We start from the raw sequence: 22021 nt of genomic DNA, 5'->3' as shown, positions 1-22021 counted from the left end.
GGGCGGCAGCTCCTCGTACGGCGTGGAGGGTGACGTGGGGGTCGTGTCGTCCCACGGGGCGGGTGGGGTCATGCGGGGGTCTCCGTCGTGTCGGCCGGGGCGAGGGTGAAGGTGGTCGGGGTCGGCAGGGGCAGGTCGCCGTGGGGGAACAGGGCCGTGCCCGTGGCCCATTTGCCGCCCTCGGTCGGGACCAGGAGCTCGGCCACGTCCAGGACGTGATGCCCGGCCATGGAGGGCAGGCAGCTGCCTCTGGCCGGGCCGATCGCGGCGGTCCACTCGGCCGGGATCGACGCCGCTCCCCGGGTCGCGCCGGCCAGCGCGCCGGCGACCGCGGCGGTCGTGTCGGCGTCGCGGCCCATGTTCACCGCCGTGAGCACCGACTCGGTGAAATCGCCGTCCGCCGCCGCGTAGGCACCGAAGGCGAGGGCGACGGCTTCGGGGGCGAGATCGGTCCAGGGGTAGCCGCCGATGACGACGGCGGAGCGGACCGCGCGTTCGCCCCGGTGGGCGACGGCGACCGCCCGGCGCAGGGAGCGCGCGGTCCAGGAGTCCTCGGGGATCACGGCGAGCGCGGAGGCCACGACCGCGATCGTCGGCGCTCCCGCCATCGCCGCCGCCACTCCCGCCGCGACCGCCTGGCCGCCGTAGATGCCCTCACCGTCGTGGCTGACCGAGCCGTCGATGGCGACCAGACGGGCGGCCTCCGCCGGGCGGCCCGCCGCGAAGACGCCGAAGGGGGCCGCGCGCATGGCCAGGCCGTCGCTCCAGGCGTGCCGGTGCTGGGCGGAGATGGGCGCGGCCAGCCCGCGGCGGAGGTTCTCCAGGGTGCCGCGTTCGCTGAAGCCCGCGCCGCGGAACGGCCCCTCGTCCCGGTCCGCGATCCACTGGTGCCAGGCCGTCTCCACGTGGGTGACGGTGAGCGCCGAGCCGTGCCGGGCCAGCAGCAGCCCGGAGAAGATGGCGTACTCGGTGTCGTCCGTGCCCGAGGGGCGTTCGGCCACGTACCCGGTGATGCGCCCCCAGCGCGCGCGGATCTCGGAGGGCTTCATGTTCTCGGCGGGCGCCCCCAGCGCGTCCCCGACGGCGAGCCCGAGCATGGCCCCCCGTGCCCGCTCGCGGAGGTCGGCGGCGTCGCCGGGTGCCGGGACCGAGGGAATGCAGGCGATGGAAGGCATACGGTCGCCTCTCTGGCCCGTGGGCAGGTCTGGCCCGATGGGCAGTTGATCCGCTCTGAAGATTTGCCAGCTTTCACTGGGAAGATCTCTCCCACATCCGGCGCCCCGGCGGCGCGCGGAACGCTCGTGTATCACCCGGTCGACATCTGTGCAGAGCCCTGTACGAATGAGCGGCAGTCGTTTCTCGAACAGCCGCCAACCCGGGTAAGTACGGCCTTCCTTGCTGGCAGAAGCGATTTTCCGAGCGTACGTTCGACGTGAGGAAAGGGGCTTGATCGTGGCGATCATCGACACCGAGGCCGCGTTGCACGAGGCGCACCGGGACAACCACACCCACCGGGACGTGAACGGCGGCTGGCTGCGGCCCGCCGTGTTCGGGGCGATGGACGGGCTCGTGTCCAACCTGGCGCTGATGACCGGTGTCGCCGGCGGAACGGCCGGGCGGGAGGCGGTCGTCGTCGCCGGGCTGGCGGGGCTCGCCGCCGGGGCCTTCTCCATGGCCGCCGGCGAATACACCTCCGTGGCCTCGCAGCGCGAACTCGTCCAGGCCGAACTCGACGTCGAACGGCGGGAGTTGCGCAAGCACCCCAAGGACGAGGAGCAGGAGCTCGCCGCGCTCTACGAGAGCCGCGGGGTCCAGCCGGGGCTCGCCCGGGAGGTCGCGCGGCAGCTCTCGCGCGATCCCGAACAGGCCCTGGAGATCCACGCGCGCGAGGAGCTGGGCGTCGACCCCGGCGACCTGCCCTCGCCCGTCGTCGCCGCCGTGTCGAGCTTCGGCTCGTTCGCGCTGGGCGCCCTGCTGCCCGTACTGCCGTATCTGCTCGGCGCGAGCGCGCTGTGGCCGGCCGTGCTGGTGGCGCTCGCCGGGCTCTTCGGGTGCGGAGCCGTGGTGGCCAGAGTGACGGCCAGAACCTGGTGGTTCAGCGGGCTGCGGCAGCTCGCCCTCGGTGGTGCTGCGGCGGGTGTGACGTACGCCCTGGGCAGCCTGTTCGGAGCGGCCGTATGATGGATCGGATGGCTACGTATGCGCGGGACCGTATAAGTAGTCGTTACCAGGCGGTTTCGAATGCTTAACCGCTGGGCATGAGCCGTAAGCGCCGCGGGCAACGACGCCCGTCAAGCACCTGAAGCACCTGAAGTAGTGGGCGACGACGCCTCCTGCGCCCCGGTCGACCGACATCGATCTGTCCGGTCGGCTCCCCCTTGATCGCGTTTGATCACGCCACCGTGCGCGGCGACCCCTCCGCGGCGTGGCGTCCGCATGTTGGGACGAAGTATCCGCTTCCCGAGAATCGTTCCATCATGTAACCTGCACGAAATTTTGCACCTTACGCAGAGGGCCAGCGTCGTCCCTCGGCAATCGCATATGCCAGATGACGACGACGGGAGAGCCGATGCGTACGCCGCGCCAGCCGTCCCAGCACTCCACGAGTGGCCAGAAGTGGTCGTTCATGGATGCTCGCCCTGCTGCGCAGGGTATGTACGACCCCCGCAACGAGCGCGACGCCTGTGGCGTCGGCTTCGTGGCCACCCTCACCGGCGAGGCGAGCCATGCGCTGGTCGAGCAGGCGCTCACGGTTCTGCGCAACCTGGAGCACCGCGGGGCGACCGGTTCGGAGCCCGACTCGGGTGACGGCGCCGGCATCCTCTCGCAGGTCCCCGACGCGTTCTTCCGTGAGGTGGCCGGATTCGAGCTGCCCGAGGCCGGCTCGTACGCCGTCGGTACCGGCTTCCTGCCCGAGGAGGGCACCGAGGACGCCGTCGCCCGCATCGAGGCCATCGCCGCCGAGGAGGGCCTGACCGTCCTCGGCTGGCGCGAGGTGCCCGTCGCCCCCGAGCTGCTCGGCGCCACGGCCCGCTCGACGATGCCCGCCTTCCGTCAGGTCTTCGTCTCCGACGGCACCTCGAAGGACATCGACCTCGACCGCAAGACGTTCGTGCTGCGCAAGCGCGCCGAGCGCGAGGTCGACGTCTACTTCCCCTCGCTCTCCGCGCGGACCATCGTCTACAAGGGCATGCTGACCACCGGCCAGCTGGAGCCCTTCTTCCCGGACCTGTCCGACCGCCGCTTCGCCTCCGCGATCGCGCTGGTGCACTCCCGGTTCTCCACCAACACCTTCCCGTCCTGGCCGCTCGCCCACCCGTACCGCTTCGTCGCGCACAACGGTGAGATCAACACGGTCAAGGGCAACCGCAACTGGATGGTGGCCCGCGAGTCCCAGCTGGCCTCCGACCTGTTCGGGCCGCAGGACAAGCTGGACCGGATCTTCCCCATCTGTACGCCGGAGGCCTCCGACTCGGCGTCCTTCGACGAGGTCCTGGAGCTGCTCCACCTCGGTGGCCGCACCCTGCCGCACTCCGTGCTGATGATGATCCCGGAGGCGTGGGAGAACCACGACTCCATGGAGCCGGCCCGCCGCGCCTTCTACCAGTTCCACTCCACGATGATGGAGCCCTGGGACGGCCCGGCCTGTGTCACCTTCACCGACGGCAAGCAGGTCGGCGCGGTCCTCGACCGCAACGGCCTCCGCCCCGGCCGCTACTGGGTCACCGACGACGGTCTCGTCGTCCTCGGCTCCGAGGTCGGCGTCCTCGACATCGACCCCGCCAAGGTCGTCCGCAAGGGCCGCCTGCAGCCGGGCCGGATGTTCCTGGTCGACACCGTCGAGCACCGCATCGTCGAGGACGACGAGATCAAGGCCGGCCTCGCCGCCGAGCACCCCTACGCGGAGTGGCTGGAGGCCGGCGAGATCGAGCTGTCCGACCTGCCCGAGCGCGAGCACATCGTGCACACCCACGCCTCGGTCACCCGCCGCCAGCAGACCTTCGGGTACACCGAGGAGGAGCTGCGCGTCATCCTCGCGCCGATGGCCAAGGCCGGCGCCGAGCCCATCGGCTCCATGGGCACGGACTCGCCGATCGCGGCGCTGTCCTCCCGCCCGCGCCTGCTCTTCGACTACTTCACCCAGCTGTTCGCGCAGGTCACCAACCCGCCGCTGGACGCGATCCGCGAAGAGCTGGTCACCTCGCTGCGCTCCTCGCTGGGCCCCGAGGGCAACATCCTGGAGCCGACCGCCGCGTCGTGCCGCAGCGTGACCCTGCCCTTCCCGGTGATCGACAACGACGAGCTGGCCAAGCTCATCCACATCAACGCCGACGGCGACATGCCCGGCATGAAGGCCGCGACCCTCTCCGGCCTGTACCGGGTCTCCGGCGGCGGTGAGGCCCTCGCCGCGCGCATCGAGGAGATCTGCACCGAGGCCGACGCGGCCATCGAGAACGGCGCCCGGCTGATCGTCCTCTCGGACCGTCACTCGGACGCCGAGCACGCGCCGATCCCGTCGCTGCTGCTCACCGCGGCCGTCCACCACCACCTCATCCGCACCAAGCAGCGCACCCAGGTGGGCCTGCTGGTCGAGGCCGGTGACGTCCGCGAGGTCCACCACGTCGCCCTGCTCATCGGCTTCGGCGCCGCGGCCGTCAACCCGTACCTGGCGATGGAGTCCGTCGAGGACCTCGTCCGCGCCGGAACGTTCCTCTCCGGTATCGAGGCCGAGCAGGCCATCCGCAACCTGATCTACGCCCTCGGCAAGGGCGTCCTGAAGGTCATGTCCAAGATGGGCATCTCCACCGTCGCCTCCTACCGCGGCGCCCAGGTCTTCGAGGCCGTCGGCCTCGCGGACGAGTTCGTGGAGAAGTACTTCAACGGCACGGCCACCAAGATCGGCGGCGTCGGCATCGACGTCATCGCCAAGGAGGTCGCCGCCCGCCACGCCAAGGCCTACCCGGCCAGCGGCATCGCGCCCGCCCACCGCGCCCTTGAGATAGGCGGCGAGTACCAGTGGCGCCGCGAGGGCGAGCCGCACCTGTTCGACCCGGAGACGGTCTTCCGCCTCCAGCACTCGACCCGGACGCGTCGCTACGACATCTTCAAGCAGTACACGGACCGCGTGAACGAGCAGTCCGAGCGTCTGATGACGCTGCGCGGCCTGTTCGGTTTCAAGGCGGGCGAGGGCCGTGCGCCGATCTCGATCGACGAGGTCGAGCCGGTCTCCGAGATCGTCAAGCGCTTCTCGACCGGCGCCATGTCGTACGGCTCGATCTCGCGCGAGGCGCACGAGACGCTCGCCATCGCCATGAACCAGCTGGGCGGCAAGTCCAACACCGGGGAGGGCGGCGAGGACCCGGACCGTCTCTACGACCCGGCGCGGCGTTCGTCGATCAAGCAGGTCGCCTCCGGCCGCTTCGGCGTGACGAGCGAGTACCTCGTCAACGCCGACGACATCCAGATCAAGATGGCCCAGGGCGCCAAGCCCGGCGAGGGCGGTCAGCTGCCCGGCCACAAGGTCTACCCGTGGGTCGCCAAGACGCGTCACTCGACGCCGGGCGTGGGCCTCATCTCCCCGCCGCCGCACCACGACATCTACTCCATCGAGGACCTGGCCCAGCTGATCCACGACCTGAAGAACGCGAACCCGCAGGCGCGGATCCACGTGAAGCTGGTCTCGGAGGTCGGCGTCGGCACGGTCGCGGCCGGTGTGTCGAAGGCGCACGCGGACGTCGTCCTGATCTCCGGCCACGACGGTGGTACGGGTGCCTCCCCGCTGACCTCGCTGAAGCACGCGGGCGGTCCCTGGGAGCTCGGTCTCGCCGAGACCCAGCAGACGCTGCTGCTCAACGGCCTGCGCGACCGCATCGTCGTCCAGACCGACGGCCAGCTGAAGACCGGTCGTGACGTCGTCATCGCCGCGCTCCTCGGCGCCGAGGAGTTCGGCTTCGCGACCGCCCCGCTGGTCGTCTCCGGCTGCGTCATGATGCGCGTCTGCCACCTGGACACCTGCCCGGTCGGCATCGCCACACAGAACCCGACGCTGCGCGACCGGTTCACCGGCAAGGCCGAGTACGTCGTGAACTTCTTCGAGTTCATCGCCGAGGAGGTCCGCGAGATCCTCGCCGAGCTGGGCTTCCGGTCCATCGAGGAGGCCGTCGGCCACGCCGAGGCGCTCGACGTGACCCGCGCGGTCGACCACTGGAAGGCACAGGGCCTGGACCTGGAGCCGCTGTTCCACGTGCCCGAGCTGCCCGAGGGCGCCGTCCGCCACCAGCTCATCGAGCAGGACCACGGCCTGGAGAAGGCGCTCGACAACGAGCTGATCAAGCTCGCCGCCGACGCTCTCGCCGCCTCGGACGCCACCGACGCCCAACCGGTGCGCGCCCAGGTCAAGGTCCGCAACATCAACCGCACGGTCGGCACGATGCTCGGCCACGAGGTGACGAAGAAGTTCGGCGGGGCGGGTCTGCCCGACGACACCATCGACATCACCTTCACCGGCTCCGCGGGCCAGTCCTTCGGCGCCTTCCTCCCGCGCGGTGTCACGCTGCGCCTGGAGGGCGACGCCAACGACTACGTCGGCAAGGGCCTCTCCGGCGGCCGGGTGATCGTCCGTCCCGACCGGGGCGCCGACCACCTCGCCGAGTTCTCGACCATCGCGGGCAACACCATCGCCTACGGCGCGACCGGCGGCGAGCTGTTCCTCCGCGGTCGTACGGGTGAGCGGTTCTGTGTCCGCAACTCCGGCGCCCTGGTGGTGTCCGAGGGCGTGGGCGACCACGGCTGCGAGTACATGACTGGCGGCCACGCGGTCGTCCTCGGCGAGACGGGCCGCAACTTCGCGGCCGGTATGTCGGGCGGCATCGCCTACGTCATCGACCTGAACCGCGACAACGTCAACGCCGGCAACGTGGGCGCCGTCGAGGCCCTGTCCGACGACGACAAGCAGTGGCTGCACGACGTGGTGCGCCGCCACGCCGAGGAGACCGGATCCACGGTCGCCGAGAAGCTGCTCGCCGACTGGACCGTCGCCGTGGAGCGCTTCAGCAAGATCATCCCCAGCACGTACAAGGCAGTGCTCGCCGCCAAGGCCGCCGCCGAGCAGGCCGGTCTCTCCGAGACCGAGATCACCGAGAAGATGATGGAGGCGGCGATCAATGGCTGACCCGAAGGGCTTCCTCAACCACGGGCGCGAGGTCGCCAAGTCCCGCCCCGTCGACGTACGGCTGAAGGACTGGAACGAGGTCTACGTTCCGGGCTCGCTGCTCCCGATCATCTCGAAGCAGGCGTCCCGCTGCATGGACTGCGGCATCCCGTTCTGCCACAACGGCTGTCCGCTCGGGAACCTCATCCCCGAGTGGAACGACTACGCCTACCGCGAGGACTGGGGCGCCGCCTCGGAGCGCCTGCACGCCACGAACAACTTCCCGGAGTTCACGGGCCGTCTGTGCCCCGCTCCCTGTGAGTCGGCGTGCGTCCTCGGCATCAACCAGCCGGCCGTCACCATCAAGAACGTCGAGGTCTCGATCATCGACAAGGCGTGGGACAGCGGCGACGTCGCGCCCCAGGCCCCGGAGCGCCTCTCCGGCAAGACGGTCGCGGTCATCGGCTCGGGCCCGGCGGGTCTCGCGGCCGCCCAGCAGCTGACGCGGGCCGGCCACACGGTCGCGGTGTACGAGCGCGCGGACCGCGTCGGCGGTCTGCTCCGCTACGGCATCCCCGAGTTCAAGATGGAGAAGCGGCACATCAACCGCCGTATCGAGCAGATGCGCGCGGAGGGCACCCGCTTCCGTACGGGCGTCGAGATCGGCCGCGACCTCAAGGCGACGGACCTGAAGAAGCGGTACGACGCCGTCGTGATCGCCGCGGGTGCGACGACCGCCCGTGACCTCCCGGTCCCCGGCCGCGAGCTGAACGGCATCCACCAGGCGATGGAGTACCTGCCGCTCGCCAACAAGGTGCAGGAGGGCGACTTCGTGGCGCCCCCCATCACGGCCGAGGGCAAGCACGTCGTCGTCATCGGCGGTGGCGACACCGGCGCCGACTGCGTGGGCACCGCCCACCGCCAGGGCGCGGCCTCCGTCACGCAGCTGGAGATCATGCCCAGGCCGGGCGAGGACCGTGCCCCGAACCAGCCGTGGCCGACCTTCCCGATGCTCTACAAGGTCACCTCCGCGCACGAGGAGGGCGGCGAGCGGGTCTACTCCGTCTCCACCACCCACTTCGAGGGCGACGAGGACGGCAACGTGCAGTGGCTGCACCTCGTCGAGGTCGAGTTCGTCGACGGCAAGCTGACGCAGAAGCCGGGCACGGAGCGCAAAATCCCCGCCCAGCTGGTCACCCTGGCGATGGGCTTCACCGGCACCGACCGCGAGAACGGCCTGGTCGAGCAGTTCGGCCTGGACCTCGACGAGCGCGGCAACATCGCGCGTGACGCCGACTTCCAGACCAACGTGCCGGGTGTGTTCGTGGCCGGTGACGCGGGCCGCGGTCAGTCGCTGATCGTCTGGGCGATCGCCGAGGGCCGCTCGGCCGCCCGCGGCTGCGACCGCTTCCTCACGGGCGCGAGCGAGCTGCCGGCGCCGATCCGGCCGACGGACCGTTCGCTGATGGTCTGATCCGCCGGGGTCCTGACCGCCCGGGTCCTGACCCGCCGTGTCAGTGATCCACCGGATCGACAGACGTCCCGTACAACGGCGTACGGAACACTGACGGCGCCTGCCCACCAGTCCCCGACCGGACTACAGGGCGGGCGCCGTCGCATGTTCCGACGTCCCCGCGCCTACTTGGCCGGGGCCAGCCAGGTGATGACGACCGCGACCGCGACGGCGAGAATGCCGAGCAGCGCGAGCCATGTCGCCCACTCGATCAGCGTCCAGATCCTTCTGGGGCGTTGCGTCTCGTAGTCCAGCAGGCGGGTCGGCTCCCCGTAGAAGTCCGCGCCGGGGCGTCCGTGCGCGGCGAGCACGGTGAGCCACGAGGCGATGATCAGGGCCAGGAAACCGCCGGCGAGCAGCGTGATGACCGCCCAGCGCGGGCAGTCCGGCAACTTGCTCAGGTCCTCCTGGCCCTTGAGGACGAAGACCGCGGTCAGCAGCCCGGTGAGGGAGGCCACGAAGTTGCGGTAGCCCTCGGCCTGTTGGAGGGCGGCCGCCAGCTGGCGCTCGGGGCGCGTCATCTGCTCCAGGCGGCGCTCGGCGTCGTCGAGTTCGGCGCGGGTGTACGGCATCGTCAGGTCCCGTTCGTCCAGGACGCGATGGTGATCCGGGCACCGCATCCGATCTCGACTCCGTCGGGGCGGTCCGTGTGCAGGGAGGTGCAGCGGCACAGGGTGCTGAAGGGCTGGGAGCCGGGATCCTTGCGACGGCTCCAGAAACCACCGCCCTTGGCCTGGGCGTACTGGGCCGCCGTGAACCGCCTGGTCATGGTGCAACCGCACTCCGGGCAGGCGCCGGTGGCCACGTACATCTCCTTGCCGTTCGACACGGTCCGCGTCCACTGGAAGGTCACCGGGGTGGTGTGGTGGGGTTCGTCGTTGTAGGGGAGGAGTGGGCTCAACTGACTCTCTCGCTTTCCTGTTCCTGGTTCGGGACGCGCAGCCCGAAGAGCGCGGCGTAGCGGCCCAGACGCTCGCGCACCTCCGCCTCCGTGAGGTCCGTCTCCTCCGAACAGAGGGTGACGTGGTCCGGCGTGACCGTCCCGGAGACGGCGGGGGCCCGGCCGGTGAGCTGCTCGGTGAGGACGATGACGTCGGCCCAGTGCGGGATGATCTCGGCCTCCTGCGGGGTGGGTTCGCGGACGGTGACGTCGAGCCCGAGGCAGCGGAAGGGGACGTAGCGGTCGTAGGTCGCCTTGAGGGTCCGGCCGAAGCGGCCGGCGAGCAGGACCAGTTCCAGGGGGCCCAGGGTGCCGGGGCCCAGGAGGTCGGAGTTGAAGGCCACCAGGTCGAAGCGGTCGGGCCGGAAGTCGGCGAGAGCATCGGCGTCAGGGCCGGTGACCTCGCCGGGCAGGGGTGGGACGCCGATGGCAGTGAGGGTGGTCAGCCGACCGATGGAGGACGACAGGGGCGTACCGAGCCTGTCGGCGTGCCGGAGGAGACGTCGGATGGTCGAGCTGGCACGGGTGTCGGAAGCCTCCGGCTCCGAGTCCTTGGCGGGGAGGAGGTACGAGTCGAGCGCCGTGACCCGCACCGAGCGGGCCTCTGACGACAGCTGGGGGAGGTCCAGGGGCAGGTTCTCGCTCTCCGCTTCCAGCCAGTCCAGGACAGTTCCCAGTGTCTCGCCCAGGCCCGCGAGTTCGAGGCAGTACGAGACGGGCACAGGCCGAGCGTCGAGAAGGCTCTCCGAGAACGCGGTGCTGGCGGAGCCGACCTGCGGAGCCGCCGCCTGCCGTATCAGAGCCTCCTGATCCCATGACGGGTCGCTTGCGAGGAGTCCGCAGGCAGCCAGGACCTTCACCGTCTCTCTGAACTCGTCGGTCCCTCGCGAATCCAGGGTCCGACCGTCGAGAAATGAGTTCACGAGTTCCCAGGGTCCGAACACTTGTGTCTGCTTCCGCCAGTACCGCATGGCACGGGCAACCCACGAAGGGGGCGTCCATCCGAGGGCCTCGACGGGGACGTCGGGAGCCCGGATCCCCGTGTAGCGGGAGGCCTCGTTGAGGATCCGTGCTGCCTCGCCGAGCGAGACGGTGACTCCTTCCGACGCGGCCACGAGTTGCCGCAAGGACACGACCCCCTCCTGCCAGGGGTTGCCGTGGGAGGGGTCGACGCGCAGAAGCAGGCGTTCGGCGGACGTCAAGGCGTCGTGTTCGGTCAGCGGTGTTCCGGGAGCTCCCAGGACGGTGAATCCCAAGGGAGCCATGTGGCGGAGGCGGCCCAGCAGTTCCCCTGCCGCCGACGCACCGGCACCGATCAGCGAGACGCGCTTCCTGAGATGGGTGATCGATGTTTCACCGGGATACCACCGGGGCGTCGAGAGCGGCCCGGTGGTGGTGTCGGCGGCCAGCACTTGGGCTTCCGCCCGGGTGAACCGCTCCCGGGCGAGTGCCTCGTCCAGTTCAGGGGCCGGCGGAAGGTCGACATCCAGGGCCCGGAGCCGACACAGCAGGGTCACACACTCGCCGAGAGACAGTTGGTGCTCGCTGGAGATGACGACCATCGGCGCGTGTGTCGCTCGACCACGGGTCGGCCGCGCCGTGTACGCGGCGTAGAGGTCGGCCGCGGCGGGGCTGATCCGTACCGAGAGTCGCGAACGGATGTCCGGGACCGCGGGGACGTGGACTCCGGCGATGGCATAGCGGCGCAGCGCCTTGACCGTGTCTCTGAGGGGAACACCCGCCCATGCCGCGGCTGTCAGAGCGCTGGCCCACCCCCCTCGGGGCGACGAGGTCTCATGGAAGATCAGCGCGTCCAGACTGGCCGGCTCAGGATATCCGGCAGGTGAGAAGCCCTGTTTGAGGACGGGTGCGTGCTCCAGCCGCGTCATGCGCCACCGTCTGAACAGAGAACGGTCCAGGTTCTGCCGACTGGCTGTGTTCCCTCGGGAGACGATCGTCGCGTCGATGGGCAGACAGCCCGTGGACCGCAACGGGAGCCGTTCACGCAGCAGCCGTACGTCGCTCTCCAGGGGCTCTAGGATCGCCGTCACGTCCTTCGGGAGCGCGTCCAGCAGCGCCACAGCCAGCGGAGGCCGCGTCCGCGCAAGCTCCCACAGCCACCGCAGGGACACCTCGCTCCACTGCGCGGCCGCCTCCGAAACGGTCGCACGCAGTTCCTCCAGGACCATGTCCTCGTCGTACGACAGGAGGTTGTTGCGGTCCACGCTCGGCACCGGCCGGTGCCGCTCCCGCAGGTTGACCACGTATCCGAAGACGGAGGGCGCGTCCGAGATCACGACTCCGTCGAGCAGCAGTTGACCGGGGCCCTGGACGAGCCACACATCGGAGCCCTCCGCGTGCGCCGCGGGTCCGCGCCAGCGTGCCACCGCCTGAAGCCTCCCCGGTGCCCACGTCCTGCCCCGCACCTCCCGCTCCGGGTCGTCCCGCGCGTACTCCACCGCCCGCACCGTGTAGTCGCTCACCCACAGCACCGACTGCAACGTCTCCACCAGCGAAGGCGGCTGTTCGTCCTCTCCCAGGGCGAGGTACAGGCGGACCCGTGTGCCTCCGTCGGAGGGCGCGCCCTTGCCCGGGGTGATGCGCAGCAGGCCGGAGCCCGACTGGATCTCGGCGCGGGAGGCCTGGTCGAGGGATTCGCGCAGGCCGTGGCGGTCGACGGGGGCCGTGGTGACGACGACCTCCTCGGCGAGCATGAAGTAGCTGAAGGCACCGATGCCGAAGCGGGAGTTGAGCGCCACGGGCGTGAGTCCCGCGCGTCGCCACTCGCGGCGTTCCTGCATGAACTCGGGGTCCTGCTCGTACCGCTTGCCCGCCCGGGCGAACATCGAGGTGAGCTTGGCGCGGCTCATGCCCGTGCCGTTGTCCTCGCACTCGATGTAGAGACGCCCTTCCTCGTCCCAGCCCTGGGTGAAGGTGATCCGGCCCGTCCACTTCTCGGCGGCCTCACCCTGTCTGCGGCCGTACTGGTCCCGCATGTCCCGCAGCCGACAGGCGTCCAGCGCGTTCTGGTACAGCTCACGGACGGCCAGCATCCTGTCGCCGTACAGTTGCGCGCCCATGAGCAGGGGCCGGATCTCGTCCTCGGCGAGACGGAAGCGCTCCAGCGGGGCGGTGTACTGGCCGGGCTCGGGGACCAGTTGCCGCGCGGTGACGCGTTCGGGCAGTCCACGCAGGAGGGAAGGCATGCTGGAACGCTGCGCCAGCCAGCGTTCGCGGATCGCTGAGACCGACGCGTCGGCCCGGGCCGCGAGTTCCTCCACGGCCGCGTGCAGCGCCGGGTGCGGACAGGGGAAGCGCACGTCGAGCCGGTATCCGCCCGCCGACAGTTCGCCCACCGCGGCCAGCTCGAACTCCTCGGACAGCGCACCGACGACCGTGTGCGCGGCCAGCGGTTCGTGCGCACCGAGGTGGTCGATGAGCACGCTGGACATCCTGCGCGGGTCGGCCGACAGCAGGCCCGCCGTCCACAGCAGTTGCGCCAGCTCCTGGGCACGCCATCTGCCGCCGAGCACCGGAGCGAAGGTGTTCCACGTGTCGTTCTCGAAGTCGTTGACGCGGGGCCGGTCGCCGGGCTCGACCGTCACGTGACCCAGCACCTGGCGGAGCTGTCCGTCGATGCGTTGCAGCGATTGTTCCGAAGGCCCGCCGAGCGGCACCTCCTCGGCGGAGTCGGCGATCACCCGGGCCAGTCTGCACAGCAGAACGTCCACCGACGGGTAGTCGCCGGTGCGCTCCCACAGGGCGTCCCAGTCCGCGATGAACCGGTGCCGCAGCCAGTGCTCGGCGGCCTTGGCCTCCGTGACGAGACCACGGCCGCGCAGGGTCTCCAGGGTGCCTTGGACCTGCTTGTGCGCCCGGCGCACGTCCTCGACCGCGGCGAACACCAGCTCGGCGTGGGGCTCGGGCTCGACATCGGCGGGGCGCTCACGGTCGAGCACCTGGCGCAGGTCCTCCAGAGCGACGGCGGTGATGTCCTCGTACACGAGGGGCGCCGCGAGCAGCACCGCCGTCTCGGCCGGCGACAGGAGGGCCTGTGGGGCGCTGTGCTGGGCGCGTTTGACCAGCCCGACGAGTTGACGCTCGAAACGGGCCGGGTACGTCGACCGCGCGTCCGACCACGGGTCGTCCTGGTGGGCCCCCGCGCTCCGTACGTTGCGGCCCACCTGTTCCGCCAGCTCCGCCAGACCCGCCTTGACCCGGGCCTGCACCGCTTCGCTGCCCGAAGTGTGCTCCCACAGGGCGGACTTGGTCACCATCTCGGCCCATGGGAGGGGCTCCTTGTAGCCCTTGCACAGTTCGAGCGTGTCCACGGGCTGGCGGAACGGGGCGAGATGCCTGACCGTCGGTGGCTCGACCGGCTCGTCACCGGCCAGACGGCGCATCTCGTGTTCGGTGTACCGCATGATCTCGCCGAACGTGGTCGGCGGGGTCTCGGGTGCGAGCGCGTGTGCCAAGGCCCGGCCGAACCAACTGCCGTGCTCCTGGTCGGCGTACGACCGCTGCCCGTCGCCGCAGCTGTAGAGCCAGGCGGCGTCCTGCGCGCCCACCCACGCACCGGTCTGGTCCTCGTCGCCGCGCTGGGGCGGTTCCGTCTCCCGGCAGGCGTCCAGGCAGATGACCGTGGTCACCCCCTGCGGTCGAAAGCCCAGTTGCAGCCCGACGGGGTTGGCGGGAAGCAGGGAACTCTGCATGAGGGCCGGTGAGCCGTCCGAGAGCGGCTCACCGGGCTGGGCGTCGGCCGCCAGCAGGAAGTCGTCGTCACCGATGGTGACCCCGTGACCGGAGAGGTAGACGAAGGCGGTGTCGCCCGGCTCGCAGGAGGTGAAGAACTGGCGCAACGCGCGCTGAATGCCACTCTTGACCAGGTCGATCTCGCGGACGCGGCCCGCGTGGTGCCGGGTGACCTCGTACTCCGACTTCTCCAGTGCCTCGGCGACCGCCTCGACATCCCTCTCGGCGCAGGTGAGTTCGCCGTACATGGCGTGGAGCTCCGGATCGTCGGCCAGGGCCGGTGTCGCCGTCACCCCGATCAGCAGCGCCCGTCGCCGCCCCTGGAACTCATTCTGAACCGTGCCCCCCGACCCCACCCGGAACTCCCTCGCCGACCTGCCGATCAGCGACATGATTCCAGAACCGCCGCATGCGTGGAGGGTGTTGGAGGTACGCGCGTGCTCCGCTCAGCCCGTCATCGCCGCCGCCTTGGCCAGCGCCAGCACCACCAGCAGCGCCAGCACCCCCACGCACGCCCCCGCCTGCACCAGCACCCTGCGCCGGTCCCGGGGTGCGTACGCGAAGCCCAGAGCGATCAGGCCGCCAGTCAGGAGGCCGCCGAGGTGGCCCTGCCAGGATGTCACGACCGCCGAGATGACCAGCCAGATCAGCAGGCCCGCCATGAAGCGGTTGATGCCCGCCGGGTCCGCGCCCAGGCGGCGGGCCAGCACGTAGTACGCCGTGCAGACGCCGAAGATCGCGCCGGAGGCGCCGACCGTGCTGGCGTCGGGGGCGAGGAGGAGGACCAGGACGGAGCCGCCGAGGGCGGAGAGGAGGTACAGGCTCAGGTAGCGGGCCCGGCCCAGCTGGGCCTCCACCACCCGGCCCACGTTCCACAGCGTGACCATGTTCATCACGATGTGCAGGATGCCGAACGTGCCGTCGGTGGGCGGGATGTGGAGGAAGGCGCCGGTGAGGAGGCGGTACCACTCGCCGTCGATCACGCCTTCGAGGTGGAAGTCGGCCGGGTAGGCGCTCTGCCAGACGTAGTGCAGACCGTCCGGGCCTGCGAGGCCCCGGCCCAGCATCGCGAAGTCGTCGACGATCGACGGGCGGAGCAGTTCGGCGACGTAGGCCACCACGTTCAGGCCGATCAGGACGTACGTCACCAGCGGGACCGCCGAGATCCGGCCGCCGAAGGCCGTGCGGGCCTGGCGGACCGTTCTCGCGCCCTCCTGCACGCACTCCGGGCACTGGTGGCCCACGGCCGCGTCGCGCATGCAGTCCGGGCAGATGAACCGTTCGCAGCGGGTGCAGCGGACGTAGGACTCCACTTTCGGGTGGCGGTAGCAGGTGGTGACGGCGGGCTCGGACGACGACGGGGACTCGGGTTCCACGGCCGGCTCCTTGTGGGTGCGGGGCTGATGACGAGCCGGTGAGGACGGCGGCGAACAAAATAGCGAACCTGGGCGGGAGTGTGCTGAGGGGGACTGCCCTAGCCTCGGGATCTTCGTCGTGCTCCAGTGCCGGGAGGACCCTCATGTCCGCGATCAGTCTCAGCAAGGTGCGGGAGACCGCCCCCGCGCTGGTGGACCTGTACAAGGCCGCCGGGGTCTCCCTCGACAAGCACGGTCTGCGGGGGCAGCGCGCCGCCGTCTACCTGGTGGTCGACCACAGCGGCTCCATGCGGCCGTACTACAGGGACGGCAGCGTGCAGGCACTCGCCGATCGGGTGCTCGGGCTGTCCGCGCAGCTCGACGACGACGGGAGCGTGCCGGTCGTGTTCTTCTCGACCGGGGTCGACGCGGTCACCGAGATCGCTCTCACAGGTCACCACGGCCGGATCGAGCGGATCGTGGCCGGGCTCGGGCACATGGGGAAGACCAACTACCACGTGGCCATGGACGCCGTCATCGACCACCATCTCGACCGCGGCGGAGCCGACCCGGCCTTCGTGGTGTTCCAGACCGACGGCGGGCCGACCAGCAGGCTCGCCGCCGAGAAGTATGTGTGCAAGGCCGCCCGCCTTCCCTTGTTCTGGCAGTTCATCGGCTTCGGCGATCCCGGCAGCAAGCAGTTCGACTTCCTGCGCCGGCTGGACGAGCTGGCGGTGCCGGGGAAGCGGGTCGTCGACAACGCCGGTTTCTTTCACGCCGGTTCTGATCCGGGGGCGGTGTCCGACGCGGAGTTGTACGACCGACTGCTGGGCGAGTTTCCCAGCTGGCTGGCGGCGGCGCGGGCGGGCGGGATCGTCCCGTAGTCCCGGGTCCGACCCGTCGACCGGCCGCCCGGCCGGTCGACGGGTCGTGTTCGGGCCCGGGACGCGGATCCCGCGACCCACGGTCGAGGAGTACCGCGATCACCGGCGGAAGCCACCACCGCCGAGGACCACGCCCCGGCACTCGGCGGGGCTGCCCCACGCGCTCCGCAGCGCACGCGCCTTGGTCAGCCAGAGCGACAGGTCGTACTCCGCGGTGTAACCGATCGCGCCGTGCAGCTGCAGCGCCGTGCGCGCGGTCGTGTACGCCGCCTCGCACGCCGTCACCTTGGCCGCCGCCGCGTCCGCCGGGTCCAGGGTGACCGCCGCCCCGAACACCAGCGGACGCGCGAACTCCAGGGCCACCTTGGCGTCCGCCAGCCGGTGCTTCACCGCCTGGAACGACCCGACGGGCACACCGAACTGGGTGCGCTGCCTCACGTACGCCACCGTCCTGTCCAGCAGGGACAGTCCGACGCCGAGGGCCTGCGCGGCGACCGCGAGACGCGCCCGGACGACGGCGTGGGCGAGCAGGGACGGGTCGGTGGCGAGGAGGTCGCCGCCGGGGGAGAGCCGGGTCGGACGGCGGGCCGGGTCCAGGGACGGGCGCACGGGGCCGTGACCGGGGGCGAGGCGGAGTTCGCCCGTCTCCGGGGCGAGGGCCAGGCGGGTCGCCGCCGCGTCCCCGTCCAGCGCGTACGAGCCCGGCGAGGGCGCCACCGTCGCCATCGCCTTGCCCGACACCAGCGCCGGGAGCAGGCGCTCGGCCGGGCCCGGATCGTCCAGGCCGGCCAGGAGGACCGCCGCCGTCACCGTCTCCACGAGCGGCCCCGGAACCGCATGTCGCCCCAACTCCACGAAGGCGACGGTCAGTTCGACGGGGAGCGGGCCGACCCCGTCGTACTTCTCCGGCGCCGCCAGCGCGAAGACGCCCGCTTCCGCGAGACGCGCCCACAGCGCACGCCCTGCCTCGTGCTCCCCGCGCCCCCAGGCCCGTACGACGGCGGGTGTGCCGGCGGCCGTCAGCATGGCGTCCAGCGACTCGGCGAACGCCCGCTGCTCGGTGTCCAGGAGGAAACGCATCGGGTGGCGGCCTTTCGGGCGGGGGCCACGCGTCGGCGGTGGCCCTTGGGTCGGGGTCGCGCGTCCGGTGGCCCGCGGGTCGGGCCGCGCGTCGGCGGTGGCCTTTCGGGCGAATGACCGCCCGTCAGCGGACTGCCCTCGCAGTCGAGGTCACACGTCGGGGGCAGCCATTCGGGCCGGCGGCTCCGAGCATCAGTGGCATCCCGTTCAGGAGGGCTCCGCATCAGCGGCCTTTCCGGGCCGGCCCACGCATCAGCGGCGCCCCTTCGGCAGGCCGAGGAGGCGCTCGGCGATGATGTCGCGCTGGATCTCGTTGGTGCCGGCGTAGATCGGGCCGGCGAGGGAGAAGACGTACCCCTCCGACCAGTCGGTGTCCGCCGACTCGCCCTCCTCGCCGAGCAGGTCCAGCGCCGTCTCGTGCAGGGCGATGTCGTACTCGGACCAGAAGACCTTGTTCAGGCTGGCCTCGGGTCCGATCGGCGTGCCCTCCCGGAAGCGGGAGGCGGCCGCGTGGGTGAACAGCTCGTAGGCGCGGGCGCCGATCAGCGCGTCGGCCACCGCGTCGCGGGCGGACGCCGGGCTTCCCCGGTCGTGCCAGAGGTCGAGCAGGCGGTGCGCGGAGGCCAGGAAGCGGCCCGGGGAGCGGAGCGTCAGACCCCGTTCGTTGCCCGCGGTGGACATCGCGACGCGCCAGCCCTGCCCGGGCTCGCCGATGACGTCCTCGTCCGGCACGAACACGTCGTCGAGGAAGAGTTCGGCGAACGCGGGCCTGCCGTCGAGGCGGCCGATCGGGCGGACCGTCACCCCGGGGGCGCGCAGGTCGAACATGAGGTACGTCAGCCCCTGGTGAGGCCGGGCGGTCCCGGGCTCGCTGCGGAACAGGCCGAACGCCCGGTCCGCGAACGCCGCCCGCGACGACCAGGTCTTCTGCCCGCTCAGCAGCCAGCCCCCGTCCGTGCGCACGGCCCTGGAGGTGAGCGAGGCCAGGTCGGACCCGGCCTCGGGCTCCGACCAGGCCTGGGCCCACACCACCTCGCCGGAGGCCATCGGCGGCAGCACGCGCGCCCGCTGCTCCTCCGTGCCGTGGTCGAAGAGGGTCGGGGCGAGGAGGTTGACGCCGTTCTGGCCGACCCGGCCCGGAGCGCCCGCCGCGTAGTACTCCTCCTCGAAGACCAGCCAGCGCGGCAGGCCCGCGTCGCGGCCGCCGTACGCGACCGGCCAGTTCACCACCGACCAGCGGTCGGCGGCCAGTTCGGCCTCCCAGGCGCGGTGGGCGGCGAAGCCCTCCTCGGTCTCCAGGGAGGGGAGCGGCTCCGACGGGACATGGGCGCGCAGCCAGGCGCGGGCCTCGGCGCGGAAGGCCTCGTCGGCGGGGGAACGGGCGAGGTCCATGGAGCGCTGCTCCTTCCCTAACAAGTGTTTGGTAGGTTAGCGTGCCCGCATGAGGAACGTCGACCCTCCGACGTACGTCCCCGGCCACGGCCTGCTCGCCGGACGCACCGCCGTGATCACCGCGGCGGCCGGCACGGGCATCGGCGGGGCCACCGCGCGACGCTTCCTCGAGGAGGGCGCGCGGGTGCTGATCAGCGACGCCCACACGCGCAGGCTCAAGGAGTACAAGACCGAGCTGGTCGCCGAGTTCGGGGCGGACTCCGTCCGAGCGGTGCCGTGCGACGTCACCGACGACGACCAGGTACGGGCCCTGTTCGAAGCGGGGGCACGGCTGCACGGACGGCTCGACATCGTCGTCAACAACGCCGGCCTGGGCGGCACCTCGGACCTCGTCGACATGACCGACGAACAGTGGTCCAGGGTGCTGGACGTGACACTGAACGGCACCTTCCGCTGCACCCGGGCCGCCCTGCGGCTGATGCGGGAAGCCGGTGGTGGCGTGATCGTCAACAACGCCTCCGTCGTCGGCTGGCGCGCCCAGGCCGGCCAGGCGCACTACGCCGCGGCGAAGGCGGGCGTCATGGCCCTGACCAGGTGCGCGGCGATCGAGGCGGCCGCGTACGGGGTCCGCGTCAACGCCGTGTCGCCGAGCCTCGCCATGCACCCGCACCTGGCGAAGGTCACCACCCCGGAACTGCTGGAGGAACTGACCGCGCGCGAGGCCCTCGGGCGGTACGCCGAACCCTGGGAGGTGGCCAACGTGATCGTCTTCCTCGCGTCCGGCTACTCCTCCTACCTGACGGGTGAGATCGTCTCCGTCAGCAACCAGCACCCGTGAGGACGAGGAACAGCGTGCCGACCAAGAAGAAGCCCCCGACGACCGCCGGCGACAAGCCCTCCGCCGCGCCCGCCCGCCGCCGGGAACTCCTCGACCGGGCCGCCACGGTCTTCGCCGACCTGGGCTACAACGCCACCACCGTCCGCAGGATCGCGGACGACGTCGGCATGCTCGCGGGCAGCCTCTACTACTACTTCGAGTCCAAGGACGCGATGCTGGAGGAGATCCTGCGGACCTTCCTCGACGAACTCTGGGAAGGCTACGACGCCGTCCTGGACGCCGAACTGCGCCCCCGGGAGACCTTCGAGGCGCTGGTCGTCGAGTCGTTCCGCGCCATCGACCGGCACCGCGCCGCCGTCGCGATCTACCAGAACGAGGCCAAGAAGCTGGTCGCGCAGGACCGGTTCCTGTTCCTCGCGGCGTCGCAGCGCAAGTTCGAGAAGGCATGGCTGGCCACGCTGGAACGCGGGGTGGCCGCCGAGGAGTTCCGGGCCGACCTCGACACCAGGCTCACCTACCGGTTCGTGCGCGACACGGTGTGGGTCGCCGCCTCCTGGTACCGGCCCGGCGGACCACTCGGCCCGGAGGAGATCGCGCGGCAGTACCTGTCGATGGTCCTCGACGGGATCGCCGCCGCACCCGCCGAGCCGGCGAGCACCAGAGCTCATTCGCATGCGGTGAACCACCTCTGACGTCAAGGGAGTCGCCATGGCCGAGGCCTACATCGTCGAAGCGGTCCGGACGCCCGTGGGGAGGCGCGGAGGAGGGCTCGGCCAGGTCCATCCGGCCGACCTCGGCGCACACGCCCTCAAGGCGCTCGTCGCACGCGCCGGGGTGGACCCGGCCGCCGTGGAGGACGTCGTCTTCGGCTGTCTGGACACCGTCGGCCCGCAGGCCGGCGACATCGCCAGGACCAGCTGGCTGGCCGCCGGACTGCCCGAGGAGGTACCGGGCACGACCGTCGACCGGCAGTGCGGCTCCTCGCAGCAGGCCGTGCACTTCGCCGCGCAGGCGGTGCTCTCCGGCACCCAGGACCTGGTGGTCGCGGGCGGCGTCCAGAACATGACGATGATCCCCATCGCCTTCGCCTCCCGCCAGGCCGCCGTCCCCCTCGGACTCACGGACGGTCCCTTCGCGGGCAGCGAGGGCTGGCGGGCCCGCTACGGCGACCGGCCGGTGAACCAGTTCGCCGGCGCCGAGATGATCGCCGCGAAGTGGGGTATCAGCCGGCGCGACCAGGAGGAGTACGCGCTGCGTTCCCACCGGCGGGCGGTACGGGCCGTCGACGAGGGCCGCTTCGCGCGGGAGACCGAGCCGTACGGGGACGTGACCGTCGACGAGGGGCCGCGCCGCGACACCTCGCTGGAGAAGATGGCCGCGCTGAAGCCGGTCATCGACGGCGGCACCGTCACCGCCGCCTGCTCCTCGCAGGTCTCCGACGGCGCCGCCGCGCTCCTGCTCGCCTCCGAACGCGCCGTACGGGAGCACGGGTTGACCCCGCGCGCCCGCGTGCACCACCTCTCCGTACGCGGTGAGGACCCCATACGGATGCTCACCGCGCCGATACCGGCGACGGCGTACGCCCTGAAGAAGTCCGGCCTCACCCTCGACGCGATCGACCTCGTCGAGATCAACGAGGCCTTCGCGCCGGTCGTCCTGGCGTGGCTGAAGGAGACGGGCGCCGACCCGGAGAAGGTCAACGTCAACGGGGGCGCCATCGCCCTGGGCCACCCCTTGGGCGCGACCGGCGCCAAGCTGATGACGACCCTCCTGCACGAACTGGAGCGCACGGGCGGCCGCTACGGCCTCCAGACGATGTGCGAGGGAGGCGGACAGGCGAACGTGACGATCATCGAGAGGCTCTGAGGGCACGGGGCGCTGTCCGGCGGGTCCGTTGGCGGTGGTTGGGTGCTGCCGGGTGCCGGGTGCCGGGTGCCGGGTGCCGGGTGCCGGGTGGCGGGTCGGTGGCTCGGTGGGGCTGTCGGGGGGGGGCAGGCGCCGCCGAGACGCGGTGTGGCGGCCGGTCGCGCAGCTCTCGTGGTCGACGACCGGGCGTCAAAGCCGGGCACGGGCAGCCCGCAGGAGCCATCGCCTGGGCGCCAGTGGGCCAGTTGATG

General features: G+C 71.3%; 14 protein-coding genes. 7 read left to right on the top strand and 7 right to left on the bottom strand.

Translation table 11 applies throughout. The features are described 5' to 3' along the window. Positions 1 to 68: 68 nt before the first annotated feature. Positions 69 to 1175: an ADP-ribosylglycohydrolase family protein gene (locus tag RM704_RS19640; RefSeq protein ID WP_033528067.1), complete on the bottom strand. Its 1107-nt coding sequence runs from the start codon at positions 1173 to 1175 to the stop codon at positions 69 to 71. A 277-nt stretch (positions 1176 to 1452) separates the two neighbouring features. Here RM704_RS19640 and RM704_RS19635 point away from each other — a divergent pair, with 277 nt between their 5' ends. The 3 genes from RM704_RS19635 to RM704_RS19625 all read left to right on the top strand — a co-directional run bounded on the left by RM704_RS19635 (position 1453) and on the right by RM704_RS19625 (position 8624). Beyond that, on the top strand, positions 1453 to 2181 hold the full coding sequence (locus RM704_RS19635) for a VIT1/CCC1 transporter family protein (protein WP_033528207.1): 729 nt from the start codon (positions 1453 to 1455) through the stop codon (positions 2179 to 2181). A gap of 388 nt (positions 2182 to 2569) precedes the next feature. Next, entirely contained in the window at positions 2570 to 7171 is a 4602-nt protein-coding gene (gene gltB, locus RM704_RS19630; protein WP_078937176.1) for a glutamate synthase large subunit, read from the top strand. Then, the gene (locus RM704_RS19625) at positions 7164 to 8624 is read left to right on the top strand and encodes a glutamate synthase subunit beta (RefSeq protein ID WP_033528065.1); all 1461 of its coding nucleotides are present in this window, start codon (positions 7164 to 7166) and stop codon (positions 8622 to 8624) included. The genes gltB and RM704_RS19625 overlap by 8 nt, the downstream gene beginning before the upstream one ends. A gap of 164 nt (positions 8625 to 8788) precedes the next feature. Here RM704_RS19625 and RM704_RS19620 read toward each other — a convergent pair whose 3' ends face one another. Genes RM704_RS19620 through RM704_RS19605 form a run of 4 tightly spaced genes read right to left on the bottom strand, consistent with a single transcriptional unit; the run spans position 8789 to position 15731 of the window. Further along, positions 8789 to 9235 (bottom strand): hypothetical protein, encoded by a 447-nt coding sequence (locus tag RM704_RS19620; RefSeq protein ID WP_033528064.1) that lies wholly within the window; start codon positions 9233 to 9235, stop codon positions 8789 to 8791. A 2-nt stretch (positions 9236 to 9237) separates the two neighbouring features. Further along, positions 9238 to 9564 (bottom strand): hypothetical protein, encoded by a 327-nt coding sequence (locus RM704_RS19615; protein WP_033528063.1) that lies wholly within the window; start codon positions 9562 to 9564, stop codon positions 9238 to 9240. Further along, positions 9561 to 14747: an HD domain-containing protein gene (locus RM704_RS19610; RefSeq protein WP_052146114.1), complete on the bottom strand. Its 5187-nt coding sequence runs from the start codon at positions 14745 to 14747 to the stop codon at positions 9561 to 9563. Before RM704_RS19610 ends, RM704_RS19615 begins: the two co-directional genes overlap by 4 nt. 54 nt (positions 14748 to 14801) lie before the next feature. Further along, the gene (locus tag RM704_RS19605; protein WP_033528062.1) at positions 14802 to 15731 is read right to left on the bottom strand and encodes a rhomboid family intramembrane serine protease; all 930 of its coding nucleotides are present in this window, start codon (positions 15729 to 15731) and stop codon (positions 14802 to 14804) included. 143 nt (positions 15732 to 15874) lie between these two features. On the opposite strand from RM704_RS19605, the gene RM704_RS19600 reads away from it, so the two are divergent. Next, entirely contained in the window at positions 15875 to 16594 is a 720-nt protein-coding gene (locus tag RM704_RS19600; protein WP_033528061.1) for a vWA domain-containing protein, read from the top strand. A gap of 99 nt (positions 16595 to 16693) precedes the next feature. On the opposite strand, the gene RM704_RS19595 is transcribed toward RM704_RS19600, so the two are convergent. Together RM704_RS19595 and RM704_RS19590 are read right to left on the bottom strand one after the other, a co-directional pair. After that, positions 16694 to 17674: an acyl-CoA dehydrogenase family protein gene (locus RM704_RS19595; RefSeq protein WP_033528060.1), complete on the bottom strand. Its 981-nt coding sequence runs from the start codon at positions 17672 to 17674 to the stop codon at positions 16694 to 16696. A gap of 252 nt (positions 17675 to 17926) precedes the next feature. Further along, a complete protein-coding gene (locus RM704_RS19590) occupies positions 17927 to 19066 on the bottom strand; it encodes an acyl-CoA dehydrogenase family protein (RefSeq protein ID WP_033528059.1) in 1140 nt (379 codons plus the stop codon). A gap of 49 nt (positions 19067 to 19115) precedes the next feature. Here RM704_RS19590 and RM704_RS19585 point away from each other — a divergent pair, with 49 nt between their 5' ends. Genes RM704_RS19585 through RM704_RS19575 form a run of 3 tightly spaced genes read left to right on the top strand, consistent with a single transcriptional unit; the run spans position 19116 to position 21770 of the window. Continuing rightward, complete coding sequence (locus tag RM704_RS19585; protein ID WP_033528058.1) at positions 19116 to 19904, top strand: SDR family oxidoreductase; 789 nt, start codon at positions 19116 to 19118, stop codon at positions 19902 to 19904. 14 nt (positions 19905 to 19918) lie between these two features. Further along, positions 19919 to 20596, top strand: coding sequence for a TetR/AcrR family transcriptional regulator (locus RM704_RS19580; protein WP_052146113.1), 678 nt, complete (start codon positions 19919 to 19921; stop codon positions 20594 to 20596). 16 nt (positions 20597 to 20612) lie between these two features. Next, positions 20613 to 21770, top strand: a complete 1158-nt coding sequence (locus tag RM704_RS19575; RefSeq protein WP_033528057.1) for an acetyl-CoA C-acetyltransferase — start codon at positions 20613 to 20615, stop codon at positions 21768 to 21770. Positions 21771 to 22021: the final 251 nt, after the last annotated feature.

This window comes from Streptomyces gottesmaniae (assembly GCF_031845845.1).
GTDB classification, from domain to species: Bacteria; Actinomycetota; Actinomycetes; order Streptomycetales; family Streptomycetaceae; genus Streptomyces; species Streptomyces akebiae.
Note: the sequence above shows the minus strand (reverse complement) of the source record. Positions and strands in the feature narration are given on the sequence as shown.

Excerpts from the sequence above, each read along its gene's own strand:
- RM704_RS19610 (WP_052146114.1), bottom strand. The coding sequence starts at position 14,747 with ATGTCGCTGATCGGCAGGTCGGCGAGGGAGTTCCGGGTGGGGTCGGGG.
- RM704_RS19620 (WP_033528064.1), bottom strand. The coding sequence starts at position 9,235 with ATGCCGTACACCCGCGCCGAACTCGACGACGCCGAGCGCCGCCTGGAG.
- RM704_RS19590 (WP_033528059.1), bottom strand. The coding sequence starts at position 19,066 with ATGGACCTCGCCCGTTCCCCCGCCGACGAGGCCTTCCGCGCCGAGGCC.
- gltB (WP_078937176.1), top strand. The coding sequence starts at position 2,570 with ATGCGTACGCCGCGCCAGCCGTCCCAGCACTCCACGAGTGGCCAGAAG.
- RM704_RS19640 (WP_033528067.1), bottom strand. The coding sequence starts at position 1,175 with ATGCCTTCCATCGCCTGCATTCCCTCGGTCCCGGCACCCGGCGACGCC.
- RM704_RS19585 (WP_033528058.1), top strand. The coding sequence starts at position 19,116 with ATGAGGAACGTCGACCCTCCGACGTACGTCCCCGGCCACGGCCTGCTC.
- RM704_RS19575 (WP_033528057.1), top strand. The coding sequence starts at position 20,613 with ATGGCCGAGGCCTACATCGTCGAAGCGGTCCGGACGCCCGTGGGGAGG.
- RM704_RS19600 (WP_033528061.1), top strand. The coding sequence starts at position 15,875 with ATGTCCGCGATCAGTCTCAGCAAGGTGCGGGAGACCGCCCCCGCGCTG.
- RM704_RS19625 (WP_033528065.1), top strand. The coding sequence starts at position 7,164 with ATGGCTGACCCGAAGGGCTTCCTCAACCACGGGCGCGAGGTCGCCAAG.
- RM704_RS19595 (WP_033528060.1), bottom strand. The coding sequence starts at position 17,674 with ATGCGTTTCCTCCTGGACACCGAGCAGCGGGCGTTCGCCGAGTCGCTG.